The 13,794-nt window shown below is 43.2% G+C and carries 12 protein-coding genes and 1 pseudogene; 12 read left to right on the forward strand and 1 reads right to left on the reverse strand.

Annotation, left to right across the window (positions count from 1 at the left end; translation table 11 throughout):
- Positions 1-494 precede the first annotated feature (494 nt).
- From secG to INF28_RS08350, 11 genes and pseudogenes are all read left to right on the forward strand, one after another.
- Positions 495-719 (forward strand): annotated as a pseudogene (secG, locus tag INF28_RS08300) (preprotein translocase subunit SecG); the annotation flags it as partial.
- A gap of 411 nt (positions 720-1,130) precedes the next feature.
- Positions 1,131-2,087, forward strand: a complete 957-nt coding sequence (locus tag INF28_RS08305; RefSeq protein ID WP_226393001.1) for a glycosyltransferase family 2 protein — start codon at positions 1,131-1,133, stop codon at positions 2,085-2,087.
- Between the two features lie 133 nt (positions 2,088-2,220).
- Positions 2,221-3,240, forward strand: coding sequence for a phenylalanine--tRNA ligase subunit alpha (gene pheS, locus INF28_RS08310; protein ID WP_226393002.1), 1,020 nt, complete (start codon positions 2,221-2,223; stop codon positions 3,238-3,240).
- Positions 3,241-3,270: 30 nt separating this feature from the next.
- Positions 3,271-5,634 (forward strand): phenylalanine--tRNA ligase subunit beta, encoded by a 2,364-nt coding sequence (gene pheT, locus INF28_RS08315; RefSeq protein ID WP_226393003.1) that lies wholly within the window; start codon positions 3,271-3,273, stop codon positions 5,632-5,634.
- Positions 5,635-5,730: 96 nt separating this feature from the next.
- Entirely contained in the window at positions 5,731-6,006 is a 276-nt protein-coding gene (locus INF28_RS08320; RefSeq protein ID WP_404815154.1) for an IreB family regulatory phosphoprotein, read from the forward strand.
- A 150-nt stretch (positions 6,007-6,156) separates the two neighbouring features.
- The gene (locus tag INF28_RS08325) at positions 6,157-7,122 is read left to right on the forward strand and encodes an acetylxylan esterase (RefSeq protein ID WP_226393004.1); all 966 of its coding nucleotides are present in this window, start codon (positions 6,157-6,159) and stop codon (positions 7,120-7,122) included.
- A 90-nt stretch (positions 7,123-7,212) separates the two neighbouring features.
- The gene (locus INF28_RS08330; protein WP_226393005.1) at positions 7,213-7,719 is read left to right on the forward strand and encodes an Lrp/AsnC family transcriptional regulator; all 507 of its coding nucleotides are present in this window, start codon (positions 7,213-7,215) and stop codon (positions 7,717-7,719) included.
- Between the two features lie 2 nt (positions 7,720-7,721).
- Positions 7,722-8,888: an aminotransferase class I/II-fold pyridoxal phosphate-dependent enzyme gene (locus tag INF28_RS08335; protein WP_318961747.1), complete on the forward strand. Its 1,167-nt coding sequence runs from the start codon at positions 7,722-7,724 to the stop codon at positions 8,886-8,888.
- A 126-nt stretch (positions 8,889-9,014) separates the two neighbouring features.
- Positions 9,015-9,842 carry a transporter substrate-binding domain-containing protein gene (locus INF28_RS08340; RefSeq protein ID WP_226393006.1) on the forward strand — a complete coding sequence of 276 codons (828 nt, stop codon included), beginning with the start codon at positions 9,015-9,017 and terminating at the stop codon, positions 9,840-9,842.
- A gap of 193 nt (positions 9,843-10,035) precedes the next feature.
- Complete coding sequence (locus tag INF28_RS08345; protein WP_226393007.1) at positions 10,036-10,734, forward strand: amino acid ABC transporter permease; 699 nt, start codon at positions 10,036-10,038, stop codon at positions 10,732-10,734.
- Positions 10,721-11,443, forward strand: a complete 723-nt coding sequence (locus INF28_RS08350; protein WP_226393008.1) for an amino acid ABC transporter ATP-binding protein — start codon at positions 10,721-10,723, stop codon at positions 11,441-11,443. Before INF28_RS08345 ends, INF28_RS08350 begins: the two co-directional genes overlap by 14 nt.
- Positions 11,444-11,609: 166 nt before the next feature.
- Here the strand turns inward: INF28_RS08350 and murC are convergent, their stop codons facing one another.
- The gene (gene murC / locus INF28_RS08355; RefSeq protein ID WP_226393009.1) at positions 11,610-12,995 is read right to left on the reverse strand and encodes a UDP-N-acetylmuramate--L-alanine ligase; all 1,386 of its coding nucleotides are present in this window, start codon (positions 12,993-12,995) and stop codon (positions 11,610-11,612) included.
- Positions 12,996-13,138: 143 nt separating this feature from the next.
- Here murC and spoVG point away from each other — a divergent pair, with 143 nt between their 5' ends.
- Positions 13,139-13,432: a septation regulator SpoVG gene (gene spoVG, locus INF28_RS08360; protein WP_226393010.1), complete on the forward strand. Its 294-nt coding sequence runs from the start codon at positions 13,139-13,141 to the stop codon at positions 13,430-13,432.
- Positions 13,433-13,794 lie beyond the last annotated feature (362 nt).

Genomic DNA, 13,794 nt, shown 5'->3' on the forward strand with positions numbered 1-13,794 from the left:
GTTATGTATTTGCATTTTGCAGCGGTTTCTCTCCCGCTACAAGTATAGTATAACAGATTCAGAAGAATGTGGGTGAATATTTTGTGAAAGATATGTGAATAGTTTGTGAACTCGTACAGCCAAAAAAAGAAGACCGCTTGGGGGAACGGTCTTCAAAGGGAGGGAGTTATGTATTTGCATTCTGTAGCGGTTTCTCTCCCGCTACAAATATAGTATAACAGATTCAAAAAAATGTGGGTGAATATTTTGTGAAAGATATGTGAATAGTTTGTGAACTTACGAACAGGTTTTTTAATACAGGACTTAGCATAAGATGGGATGGTAAAAAAAGCGTGAGTTTAGGTTTTGGGACGTTTTTTTGAAAAACTTTGAGTTTTTTGAAAAAAATACTTGAAAAATATTCTTGTGTATGATACAATAGCACATACTGGACGTAAGATGTTTTAAGGAACGGTTCGAGATTGATACAGAAAACGAGGAGGAAGTTTTTAAAAATGATGATAGCTTTGACCATTATCCATGTAATTATTTCCCTGGCACTTATTGTAGTTGTGCTCTTGCAGCACGGTAAACAGCAGGGATTATCCGGTGCAATTGCAGGCGGTGCAGAAACCTTTTTTGGAAAAAACAAGGGAAGAACCGTGGATGCTATGCTGAAGAAATTTACAGCTGTTGTTGCAATTTTATTTATTGTGTCTTCTATTACCTTTGCGGCAATGGCGATTAATGTGTATAATCAGACCAATGCGGAAAATGAGGCGGCCCAAACCACTGAAGAAACTGGAACAGATGCTGCTGGAATAGATGCCACTTCCCAGCTGACCATGGATGAAAACGGAAATATGGTAGATGCTGAGGGTAATATTATTATGACTGCAGATCAGATTGCGCAGCAGCAGGCAGAGGCTGAAAATGCAGAAACAGGTACAGCGGCTGACGCTGATACGGCTTCTGAAGCCGATGCAGGTGCAGATGCCAATGCGGAGGCGCCTGAGGCAAGTGCTGCAGCAGATGCCAGTGCAGCTCCGGCAGCCAGTGCGACAGCAGAATAAGACACAAAAAACAGGAAGGGCGGACGGTGGTTCGCCCTTTTTTTCTATTGATACAGAAGGCAGGAAAGGAGAAAAGCCATGCGTGATGCAAAGCTTTATATTGTGATTCCGTGTTATAATGAAGAGGCTGTACTCCCGGAAACGGCAAAGCGTTTAGAGTCTTTGCTTTCTGGTATGATACAAAAAGGCATGGTTAGTAGAGAAAGTCGAACGGTTTTTGTGGATGATGGCAGTAAGGACAAGACTTGGAGCATGATTGCAGAATTGTCCCGTAAAAACCCGCTTTTTCAAGGAATCAAGCTTGCACGGAATACGGGGCATCAGAATGCGTTACTTGCCGGATTGCTGAGCATCTGTGAATATTGTGACTGTTGTATTTCCGTAGATGCAGATTTGCAGGATGATATTGAAAAAATTCCTGAATTTGTGGCCAAATTTTATGAAGGCTGCGATATTGTTTACGGGGTGCGGAGCAAACGAGAAACAGACAGTTGGTTCAAACGATTTACCGCCCGTGCCTTTTACAAGTTGATGAAACTTTTGGGAGCGGATGTGGTAGAGAATCACGCAGACTACCGTCTTATGAGCCGGAGGGCTATTGAAGCTTTGGCACAGTTCCCTGAGGTCAATTTGTTTTTACGGGGTATGGTGCGGTTGGTAGGCTTTCGTACCGGAACAGTACATTATGAACGGATGGAGCGTTTTGCAGGTGAAAGCAAATACCCACTAAAAAAAATGTTATCTTTTGCGTTTGACGGAATTACTTCATTTAGTATTCAACCCATCCGATTAGTTTGGGGACTGGGTGTTTTTGTCTGCGTCTTGGCAGTGGCAGCCGCTGTTTATACTTTGTGTGCCCGTGCCTTTGGTGTCAGTGTGACAGGATGGTCCTCTTTGATGATTTCTATCTGGTTTCTGGGCGGTGTGCAGTTAGTATCGGTGGGTGTGATAGGAGAATATATCGGTAAAATTTATAAGGAAGTCAAACGAAGACCTCGATATATTATAGAAGAAAGCACCTTGGAAGATAAGTAATTTTGATGGGTTTATCGAAAATATACGGTAAATTATGAAAAAAATCTGTGTTTTTTCTTGCCAGTCCGTTACATTTGTGTTATGATAAATTTAAATGACGAAATTGGCAGAAGATGTTTGGAGGTTTCATATCATGAAAGAGCAATTAACAGCAATTCGTTCTGCTGCGGCAGAGGCATTAAACCATGCCGAGACATTGGCGCAGCTGGAAGAACTGCGGATCCAATACCTTGGGAAAAAAGGAGAATTGACTGCGGTTATGAAGGGAATGGGAAAACTCTCTTCGGAAGAGCGGCCGGTAATCGGCCAGCTTGCAAATGAAGTGCGCAGTGAAATTGAGCAGGCTTTGGAGGAGAGAAAGTCAGTTCTGGAAGCAGAGGCAGAGGCGGCGAAACTCCAGCAAGAAACCATTGATGTTACCATGCCTGGAAGAAGGCGGCCCAAGGGAAAAAAGCACCCGCTTACCACAGTGCTTGATGATTTAAAAGACATATTTATCGGGATGGGTTTTTCCATTGCAGAAGGCCCAGATGTAGAGCTTGATTATTATAATTTTGAAGCGCTGAACATACCAAAAGACCATCCCGCACGGGATACGCAGGATACCTTTTATATTAATGATAATGTGGTGCTTCGGTCACAAACTTCACCGGTACAGGTGCGAACGATGGAACAGCAAAAGCCTCCGATCCGGATTATTGCGCCGGGACGGGTTTATCGGAGCGATGCGGTAGATGCTACCCATTCCCCTGTGTTTCATCAGATAGAAGGATTGGTGGTAGATAAAAATATTACCATGGCAGATTTGAAGGGAACACTTGAGGTTTTTGTCAAGAAGTTGTACGGGGATGATACCCGCCTTCGGTTTCGGCCGCATCATTTCCCTTTCACAGAACCCAGTGCGGAGGTAGATATTTCCTGTTTTAATTGTGGTGGAAAAGGATGCAGAATCTGCAAAGGTGAAGGTTGGATTGAGATTTTGGGCTGCGGTATGGTGCATCCGAGAGTGCTGCGTAACTGTGGGATTGATCCGGACAAATATTCAGGCTTTGCTTTTGGAATAGGGCTGGAACGTATTACCATGTTCCGATATGATATTGATGACCTGCGTTTGTATTTTGAAAACGATGTTCGGTTTTTGCAGCAGTTCTGAGTTTAACTGACAGGAAAGGATGAAAATAGGATGAAATTACCATTATCATGGCTGAAAGATTATACCAATATAGATGGAATTGATGAGGAACTTTATACCCATATGATGACCATGTCTGGTTCCATTGTGGAGGGGATTGAAAACCCTGCCAGGGAATTTAAAAATGTTGTTACTGGTAAAATATGCAGCATTTCGCCGCATCCGGATGCGGACAAACTGGTGGTTTGTCAGGTAGATGTGGGAGAAGGCGCCCCTATTCAAATTGTGACTGGAGCAAAAAATGTGTTTGAAGGAGCTGTTGTACCGGTCGCCAAGCATAAGAGCTGTCTGCCCGGCGGTGTCAAGATTACGAAAGGAAAGCTTCGGGGTGTAGAAAGCTGGGGCATGATGTGTTCTACAGATGAGCTGGGCATTTCCGAAGAACGGGCTACCGGTATTTTGATTTTGCCGGAGGAAACCGAAATTGGGAAAGATATCGTTGACGTTTTAGGCTTGAATGAAAGTGTAGCAGAGTTTGAAATTACTTCCAACCGTCCGGACTGTATGAGTATTATTGGACTGGCCCGGGAAACAGCTGCTACGTTTCAGCGGCCTTTTACAGTGCCAGAGGTTACGGTGCCTGAAAATCAGGAAAACGTAAATGACTATGCAACAGTGGAAATACAGAATCCAGAACTTTGTGCCAGGTTTACTGCACGTGTGGTGAAAAATGTTAGGATTGCGCCATCGCCGGAATGGATGCAAAAACGCTTAAAGGCCTGTGGAATTCGTGCGATTAATAATGTGGTAGACATTACCAATTATATTTTACTGGAATATGGACAGCCCATGCATGCTTATGATTTGGATCATGTAGAAGGCAGAAAAATTATTGTTCGTAATGCAGGCGAAGGTGAACAGCTTGAAACTTTGGACGACCAGCCCAGAACCCTGCAGTCCTCTATGATTGCAATCAGTGATGAAAAACGGGCAATCGGGGTGGCCGGCGTTATGGGCGGCGCCAACTCGGAAGTAACAGAAGATACGGTAACGGTGTTGTTTGAATCTGCCAATTTCCAGGCGGTTGCGGTGCGCCGCGGCGCCAAAGCATTGGGAATGCGCACAGATGCGTCAGCCTTGTTTGAAAAAGGATTGGATCCGGAGAATTGTTTGGCTGCGGTTAACCGCGCCTGTCAGCTTATGGCGGAGCTTGGGGCAGGTGAGGTCGTTGGGGGTGTGATTGATTTATATCCTGTGCCGAAAAAACAGCTTGTACTTCCTTTTGAACCACAGAAAATGAATCGGTTTTTAGGAATGGAAATTCCGGAAAATGAGATGATTGAAATTTTGGAGCGGTTGGAGTTCCAAGTAAAGGATGGAAAGGTATATGTGCCTACTTTCCGTGGCGATGTGGAGGGCATGGCTGATATTGCCGAGGAAATTGTGAGAATTTACGGATATGACAAAATTCCGTCAACTATGATGAAGAGCGAAGTGGTGGTTGGTGGAAAGAACCGGAAACAGAAGATGGAGGATGCTATTCGCAGTGAATTGACTTCGGCTGGTTTGTATGAGACCATGACCTATTCCTTTATAGACCCAAAGGAAAATGACTGGGTTCGGATTCCGGAAAGTGACCAAAGAAGGAATATGGTTCGAATATCCAATCCTCTGGGGGAAGAAAACAGCGTTATGCGTACGGATATGCTTTCTTCTATTTTGAAAACGCTGCGTACTAACTATACCCGGAGAAATCCAGAAGCGGCTGTGTTTGAGATTGGAACCGTGTATCTTCCTGTAAAAGACCAGGTTCTGCCGGAAGAAAAGCAGATTGTGGCAATGGGAATGTATGGCAGCGGAGATTTCTACGATATAAAGGGTATTACGGAACAGTTGCTGGAGCGTTTGGAAATTAAGAAATATTCTTTTGCTCCGTGCTTAGATAATCCTTCTTTCCATCCGGGAAGATGTGCCAAGGTGCTGGTGCACGGAGAAGAAATTGGTGTATTGGGTCAGGTGTATCCTGCTGTTGCAGGAAACTTTAAAATAAACGCAGAGGTTTATGCGGCTATGCTGGATTTCAATACACTGCTCCTGCATTACACAGAAGATAAGCACTATACGGCATTACCAAAATTCCCGGCTACCAGCCGAGACCTTGCGATTCTTGTGGATAACGGGATTTGCGTAGGTGATATTGACCGGATTATCGAAAAACAGTGTAAAAGTATTTTGGAAAGTTATCAGCTGTTTGATGTGTATGAGGGTGAGCAGGTGGAAAAAGGGAAAAAGAGTGTCGCTTATGCTTTGACCTTCCGGGCTGCAGACAGGACGCTGACAGATCAGGAAGTCAATGCGGTGGTGGAACAGATTCTGAAAGATTTGAAACAGGAACTGAATGCGCAGCTTAGATAAAATTCTGCGGAACAAATTTTTGACAAAAACCGTCAAAATAAAAAGAAAACAATGGCAATTTGCCATGAGCTATTATATTCAGAAAGGATGGTCGGAATGGATAACAACAGCAATATGATGAATACGATGAAATTTGACGTAAAGACAGAGCGGCCTATGCCTCCGCGGGAAATTCTTTTAAAAGTACACGATGCCTTAATGGAGAAAGGATATAATCCGATTAACCAGCTTGTTGGTTATATTCTGTCCGGCGATCCGTCATATATTACTTCGTATAACGGTGCAAGAAGTTTGATCCGCAAGTTGGAGCGGGATGAAATTCTGGAAGAACTGGTCACTTTCTATGTTACCCATAAAGATGATGCGGAATAAACTTATGCAGTGGAAATCCCGAAACTGTCAAGAAAAGGCGGTTTCGGGATTTTTATAGTTATTAACGAATTACTTACAATTTATGTTTTAGCATTGACTTTTTATAAAAAAAGAGTATAATAAATTTATTTTATATATGGAGGGGAAAATATGCCTATTTTAGATATGCCTGTTGAGGAACTCAAGAATTACAAAGGAAGGAATCCGCGACCTGCTGATTTTGAGGAATACTGGGGCAGAGCTCTTGCGGAAATGGAGGCTTTAAATGTTGAGGTTGAAATCACAAGAAGCTCTTTTCAGTTACCAAATGTAGAATGTTTTGATATGTATTTTACGGGTACCAGAGGCGGACGTGTATATGCTAAATTATTAAAGCCTGCTACAATCAGAGAAAAAGCACCGGCCGCACTGTATTTTCACGGATATTCTGCTTCTGTGGGAGACTGGATGAACTACATGGGATATATCAATATGGGGTTTGTGGTTGCAGCGATGGATGCGCGCGGGCAAGGCGGAAAATCCATTGATAAAAATCCTGTGGAGGGAAATACCTTAAATGGGCATATTATACGTGGGCTGGATGATCCGGATCCGGATAATATGTATTTTAGGCAGGTCTTTTTGGATACAGCACTTTTGGCCAAGATTGTGATGAACTTAGAGGAAGTTGATGAAGAACGGGTAGTGGCATTCGGCGGTTCTCAGGGTGGAGCTCTTACGGTGGCCTGCGCTGCTTTGACACCACAGCTGAAAATGGCGGCTCCGTATTATCCGTTTTTAAGTGATTATAAGCGTGTTTGGGAAATGGATATGGCAGAGCGGGCGTATGGGGAGCTGAAGGATTATTTCCGGCGTTTTGATCCCAGACATGAACGGGAAGAAGAAGTTTTTACACGGCTTGGATATATTGATTTACAGCATCTGGCACCCCGGATTCAAGCAAAAATCTTATTTGGGACTGGGCTGATGGATAATGTTTGTCCGCCTTCTACCCAATTTGCTATATATAACAAAATTGTTTCTGAAAAGAAAATGGTTCTTTACCCAGATTTCGGGCATGAAAATCTTCCGGATTTTGATGATATGACTGCGGCTTTTTTTGCACAAATGCTTTGAGATGACAGTACAAAGGTTGACTTGCGGAAAAGAAAATGATATGATATTAGGAAAGAGGCGCAGTCGACAGCGCTGAATAAGGAGGAATATATGATGTCAAGCCGTGATGATAAGGCCGCAATGATTTTGGAACTTCTGCACCGTGACTGCCGCTGTTCTCTGGAACAAATGGCTACTATGCTGAATCTCCCTGTGGACGAAGTGGCGGGTATTATTGATGAACTGGAGAAGAAAAATGTTATTTTAGGATATGGTGCCCGTATCAATTGGGATGAGGCAAACGGAAGCGATGTTGTGACTGCATACATAGAACTTCGTGTAACGCCTCAGAGGGATTTGGGTTATGACAGGATTGCGGAGCGGATTTATCAATATCCGGAAGTTAAGGCAGTTAGTTTGATGAGTGGCAGCTATGATTTCGGAATTACCGTAGAGGGAAAAGATATTCGTGAAGTGGCACGGTTTGTATCAGAACATTTGGCCCCCATGGAATCCGTTATTGGAACGGCAACGCATTTCGTGCTAAAACGTTATAAATACGATGGTGTAGTCTGTGCCCGTCCGGAAAAAGATGAAAGGGAGGTCATTTCCCTATGAGTATGGATATGCGTGCTTTGCTGAACCCTGTTGTGCGGGAAATTCCGCCGTCGGGTATCCGTCGCTTTTTTGATATTGCCGCAGAAATGGAGGACGCGATTTCTCTGGGAGTGGGCGAGCCGGATTTTGTTACGCCATGGCATATCCGCAATGAAGGAATTTATTCTTTGGAAAAAGGAAAGACTTACTATACTTCCAATGCCGGTTTGAAAGAATTGCGCGTTGCCATTTGTGCATATCTGGAACGTAGATTTGGCCTGAAATATGATCCTTTGTCTCAGACCTTGGTAACAGTAGGAGGCAGTGAAGCAATTGATTTATTCGTGCGTTCGGTGATAAAGCCTGGAGATGAAGTGCTCATTCCAGAGCCTAGTTTTGTGTGTTATCGGCCAATCGCCGCTTTGGCAGGCGGAGTGCCTGTTCCTATTGTTACAAAAGCGGAGAATCATTTTCGACTGACACCGGATGAACTGCGGGCTGCAATAACGCCCAGAACCAAGGTTTTGGTTCTTCCGTTCCCCAATAATCCAACGGGTGCGGTAATGCGGAAAGAACATCTGGAAGCGCTGGCTGATGTTTTAAAAGAAACAGATATTTTAGTTCTTGCAGATGAAATCTATGCTGAGCTTACTTATGGAAATGAAAAGCATATTTCCATTGCAGCGATTGACGGAATGTATGAACGAACGGTTTTGGTAAGTGGATTTTCCAAAGCTTATGCCATGACTGGATGGAGACTTGGGTATGCTTGCGGACACCCTGAATTGATAAAAGCAATGACCAAAGTGCATCAGTTTGCCATTATGTCGGCGCCTACAACAGCGCAGTATGCGGCTATTGAGGCCTTGCAAAATGGCGATGACGATATTGCCATGATGCGCGACGAATATGACCGACGCCGCAGGGTGATGGTGAAGGGATTTAATGATATGGGGCTTGCCTGCTTTAATCCAGAAGGTGCTTTTTATACCTTCCCATGTATCAAGAGTACAGGAATGGATTCGAATGCGTTTTGTGAAGCTTTGCTGTATGATAAAAAAGTTGCAGTGGTGCCTGGTACTGCATTTGGAGACAGCGGGGAAGGGTTTATCCGCTGTTCCTACGCGTATTCTGTGGAGAGTATCAATCTGGCTTTAGAGCGGATTGAGGCGTTTGTGAAGCATCGTTAAATTTTTCTGTGTGAAGGAATCCCGGGACTTGTCTGAACCGGGATTTTTTTGTTGACAAACGCTGGTTGGTGGTGTACAATAAAAGGCGTTAAACTGTAAAAGTTTTTATTTTTAGGAGGGAATAGAATGATTAAAAAAATGATTGCTTTAGCGGTATCTGTAGTGCTTGCTGCAGGTGCTCTGTCCGGCTGCGGAAATACGAATTCGGCAGAAAGCGGAAGCAGTGCCAGTTCTGCTGAGCAGGGAAAAACGATTACGAGTGCTGCGGATCTGGCAGGAGCAAAGATTGCGGTTCAGGAAGGAACCACAGGCGATAACTATGTGACGGATGAAGTTGAGGGTGCAGAAATTTCTCGTTTTAAACGGGTTGTTGATGCCGGTATGGACTTGAAGAATGGTAAGGTCGATGCTGTTGTTGTGGATGACCAGGTGGCAAAGGATTTGGTAGCAGAGATTGATGGATTGAAAATCCTGCCTGGTAATCTGACCGAAGAGGAATATGCCATTGCGGTAAAAAAAGGAAGTGAAGAACTGCTTGCCGGAATTAATTCCTCTATTAAGGAAATGAATGAAAATGGTACCATTGATACTATTCGTAAGGCATTTATTGATAAAGATGATGCTGCAATGCAGGAACTGCAGGCCAAAGAGGCACCTGCAGGGGATGAAAAGTTGGTTATGGGAACCAATGCTGAATTTGCACCTTTTGAATATATGGATGATAATAATGAAATTGCCGGTTATGATGTGGAGATTGCTAAGGAAATTGCGCGGAAAATGGGACGCGAGCTGGTAATTGAGAATATGAATTTTGACAGTTTGATTGCGGCGCTCTCCAGCGGTAAAGTGGATATGGTTATTGCCGGCATGACGGTGGATGAGGAAAGAAAACAGCAGGTGGATTTCTCTGACAGTTATTATAAAGCCGCCCAGGTAATTATTGTGAAGGAATAGTTTTTCCGACAGCTTGCGGCAGAAAAGCGGAGCGAGAGGTCAAACTCCTCTCGCTTTCTTTCATATTTTAGGGAAAGAAGGAATGACAGACGCTGGTAAAACAAATATTTAACTGGAGTTCTTATGAATCCTATGCTAATCTGCCAAGCTGTTTTACATTTTTAAACCGTTGAAAATAGGTGGTGTGTTGATTATGGAATGGATATCCTCCCATTGGGCGAATTTCTGCAATGATTTTTATACCAACTTAATTTATGCTGACCGCTGGAAACAGCTTATCGGTGGTTTGGGGGTTACATTGCAGCTGACGCTGGCGGCCATAGTAATTGGTACTGTGCTTGGGATTATTTTGGCTTTTATGAAAATGTCTGACTGGAAATGGTTAAGCATTCCGGCGAAGGCATACATTGAAATTATTCGTGGAACTCCGACAACAGTGCAATTGTTGATCATGTATATGGGGGTATTTGCAACGGTATCTGCGCCGAAGTGGATCATTGCCGGTTTGGCCTTTGGGTTAAACAGTGCGGCGTATGTGGCGGAAATTGTACGCGGCGGTGTAGAATCGGTTGATCATGGCCAGGTGGAAGCCGGACGCTCTTTGGGGTTTTCAAAATTACAGACGACGATGAAAATTGTACTTCCGCAGGCGGTTAAGATTGCGCTGCCCACCTATACCAGCGAGTTTATTGTTTTGCTGAAAGAAACATCTATTGCAGGTTATATTGCAATGGAGGATTTAACTAAAGTGGCGAGCATGATCACGAGCCGTACCTTTAATGCATGGTTCCCTCTTCTTACAGCAGCTTTGATTTACTTTACCATGACATTTACTTTGTCCAAGATTTTTGGACGGTTGGAGAGGAGGCTGCGTAAGAGTGATATACGTTGAAAATCTACATAAATATTTTGGTGATCTTCAAGTACTGAAAGGAATTGATCAGCACATTGCACGGGGAGAGAAACTGGCGGTGATTGGTCCCTCCGGTTCTGGGAAAAGTACATTTTTGCGGTGTTTAAATATGCTTGAGATTCCAACAAAGGGTAAAATCACGGTAGATGGGGAAGAAATTACCCAGCATGGTATTGATTTGAATCGAATACGGCAGAAAATGGGGATGGTATTTCAACAGTTTAATCTTTTCCCGCATAAAACAGTTATGGGTAATATTACTATGGCACCCATGACTCTGAAAAAACTGAGTAAAGCTGAGGCGGAGAAAAAGGCGGAAGAATTACTTAAGCGAGTGGGGTTACTAGAAAAGGCGGATGCTTATCCTGCTCAGCTATCCGGCGGACAGAAGCAAAGAATTGCTATTGCCCGGGCTTTGGCCATGGAACCAGAGATTATGCTGTTCGATGAGCCTACTTCAGCATTGGATCCGGAGATGGTAGGAGAAGTCCTTGAAGTTATGACGGATTTGGCCAAAGCAGGTATGACCATGGTTGTAGTAACGCATGAAATGGGTTTTGCCCGTGAAGTTGCGAATCGTGTGTTGTTTATGGATGGTGGACACATTGTGGAAGAGGGCACACCTGAGGAAATTTTTGAACATCCACAGAATGAACGAACCAGAGAATTTCTTCGTAAAGTTCTTTAATGTTGAAAATGCAATAAATGACGCCGAATTCTCGATGAACTCGGCGTATTTACTGTAAAAAATTTAAGGTTTATGAAAAAGAAAAGCATTTTGTTATTTCATTTTGCTTGCGGTATAATGACTTTTTCGACATTTTGAAGCAGCCGCTTTTTTGCGGCTGCTTTTTCTATTGCAATTCAGTTTCTTTTAGTTTTTGGGCAATTTTATTGACGTCACCTGCGCCCATGGTAATGATTAGATCACCTTTTTGTAGATTTTGTTTTAGATACCGTGTAATAGCATCCATATCGTTCATATAAATCGATCCGGGAATCAAAGCGGCTAAGTCACAAGCGTGGATGGTTCCGTCATAAGTCTCCCGTGCGGGATAAACGTCCGTAATTATCACATGATCTGCTATAGGAAGTGCTTCTGCAAATTCATGAAGAAGACTTTTGGTGCGGCTGTAGGTGTGGGGTTGAAATACCACCCAGATATCATTATAGTGCATTTGTTGTGCGGCATGAAGTGTGACTTTGATTTCGGTAGGGTGATGGGCATAGTCATCTACAATATCACAGCCGTTTACAGTACCAATATGTTCAAATCGGCGTTTTGTTCCTGTAAAGGATTCCAGCCCTTCTTTGACGGCAGAAATCGGGAGACCAAGAAAATCTGCAGCGGCGGTCACCGCCAGGGAATTGAGAATGTTATGTTCACCTGCTACCCGAAGGGATATGTCAACCAGAGGCAGGCCTTGCTTTATAATTGTAAATTCAGGAAAGCCGTCCTGATTTATTTTAATATTTTGGGCAGTAAAATCTGTGTTTTTGTCGTCAAGACCGTAAAAAATAATTTTTTTGTCTACATTTTGCACAACTTTTTGCAGGTTTTTATCGTCAGAACAAACAATTATGCATCCATTGGGTGAAGTAAGTCTTGCAAATTTCTGAAAAGATGATATAATATGGTTAATATCACTAAAATAGTCTAAATGGTCTTCTTCAACATTTGTGATGATAGACAAAAATGGCTTGAAGTGCAAGAAACTTTCTACATATTCACAGGCTTCAAAGGGGAGATAGTTTTTGCTGCCCAAGCGGAAGTTTCCTCCGATTTGCGGAAGTTCACCGCCAACAAGAATGGTGGGGTCTGTGTCTGCTGCCAGAAGTACAAGAGACAGCATGGACGTAGTAGTGGTTTTCCCATGAGTCCCTGCTACTGCGATGGGGTACTTGTAAAGTTCCATTAGGGCACCCAGAAGTTCGGCCCGTTCAATAACGGGGATGTTTAAGGTGCGCGCCTTGCGAAGTTCCGGATTGGATTCTGAAATAGCGGCAGTATAGCATACGAGATCCGGATTCTGGATATTTTCAGCAGACTGACCGATTTGAATGGAGGCACCCAATGCGGAAAGACTGTCGGTTAAAGCAGATGCCTTGGAATCAGAGCCGGAAATTTGGTAGCCGAAATCCAGAAGCATGTGTGCAAGAGCACTCATGCTGATGCCGCCGATACCGATCATGTGAATATGCGCCCCGGGTTTAAGTTGGGACATGCTGAATTGATGCATCGAAAAACCTTCTTTCATAGAGTTTACTTGTATTTTAGCATAAATGGAAATAGTTTTCAATGGTTTCCTGATATTTGCAAAAGAATTTATATTTATATACAAACGAGCCAGAACGGACAACTGGTGAAAGGGAGGGTAATCGTATGCAGATTACAGACATTCGAGTCAGAAAGATTAACACGGAGGGAAGGATGAAGGCAGTAGTGTCGGTTACTTTTGATGATGCATTTGTGGTGCATGACATCAAGGTCATTGAAGGTCAAGATAAGTTATTTATCGCGATGCCCAGCCGGAAGACGCCTGAAGGCGAGTTTAAGGATATTGCGCATCCTATCAATGCAGACACTCGTGAACTTCTGCACAGCAGCATTCTGAAAAAATATCAGGAGGTGCTGGAGGAAGAGTCTGCTGCAAAGAGTGAGGAAGTTCTTTCCTGATGTTTGCAGCACCATTTGCCCCGCCGGGTAATAGAATCAGCGGGTTCGGTGGCTGTGACAAAGTTTTTGGAATAATGCAGCCTGCCAATTTTATTTTCTGATCTCATTTTGCTTTAAGAAGGAATTGCGGCCGTCTTTGAATTAAGACGGCCGTTTTTTAAAACTGTTTTATATTTGAATACACATTAGAATAATTACCATGTTTTCTTCTAAAATATGGTATGTAATTATGTTTAATTTGCTTAAAATATGTATTGCAATTTAATAAAAGTATGGTATAATAGAACAAAAAAGGATGTAAAATATGGAAAAATACTGTGAGATAGCACAAATGGTTTGATGATTTAAAATATGGAGAGTAT

This window comes from Ructibacterium gallinarum, assembly GCF_014982785.1.
GTDB classification, from domain to species: domain Bacteria; phylum Bacillota; class Clostridia; order Monoglobales; family Monoglobaceae; genus Ructibacterium; species Ructibacterium gallinarum.

Excerpts from the sequence above, each read along its gene's own strand:
- INF28_RS08340 (WP_226393006.1), top strand. The coding sequence starts at position 9,015 with ATGATTAAAAAAATGATTGCTTTAGCGGTATCTGTAGTGCTTGCTGCA.
- pheS (WP_226393002.1), top strand. The coding sequence starts at position 2,221 with ATGAAAGAGCAATTAACAGCAATTCGTTCTGCTGCGGCAGAGGCATTA.
- INF28_RS08320 (WP_404815154.1), top strand. The coding sequence starts at position 5,731 with ATGGATAACAACAGCAATATGATGAATACGATGAAATTTGACGTAAAG.
- INF28_RS08335 (WP_318961747.1), top strand. The coding sequence starts at position 7,722 with ATGGATATGCGTGCTTTGCTGAACCCTGTTGTGCGGGAAATTCCGCCG.
- pheT (WP_226393003.1), top strand. The coding sequence starts at position 3,271 with ATGAAATTACCATTATCATGGCTGAAAGATTATACCAATATAGATGGA.
- INF28_RS08305 (WP_226393001.1), top strand. The coding sequence starts at position 1,131 with ATGCGTGATGCAAAGCTTTATATTGTGATTCCGTGTTATAATGAAGAG.
- murC (WP_226393009.1), bottom strand. The coding sequence starts at position 12,995 with ATGCATCAATTCAGCATGTCCCAACTTAAACCCGGGGCGCATATTCAC.
- INF28_RS08330 (WP_226393005.1), top strand. The coding sequence starts at position 7,213 with ATGATGTCAAGCCGTGATGATAAGGCCGCAATGATTTTGGAACTTCTG.
- INF28_RS08325 (WP_226393004.1), top strand. The coding sequence starts at position 6,157 with ATGCCTATTTTAGATATGCCTGTTGAGGAACTCAAGAATTACAAAGGA.
- INF28_RS08345 (WP_226393007.1), top strand. The coding sequence starts at position 10,036 with ATGGAATGGATATCCTCCCATTGGGCGAATTTCTGCAATGATTTTTAT.
- spoVG (WP_226393010.1), top strand. The coding sequence starts at position 13,139 with ATGCAGATTACAGACATTCGAGTCAGAAAGATTAACACGGAGGGAAGG.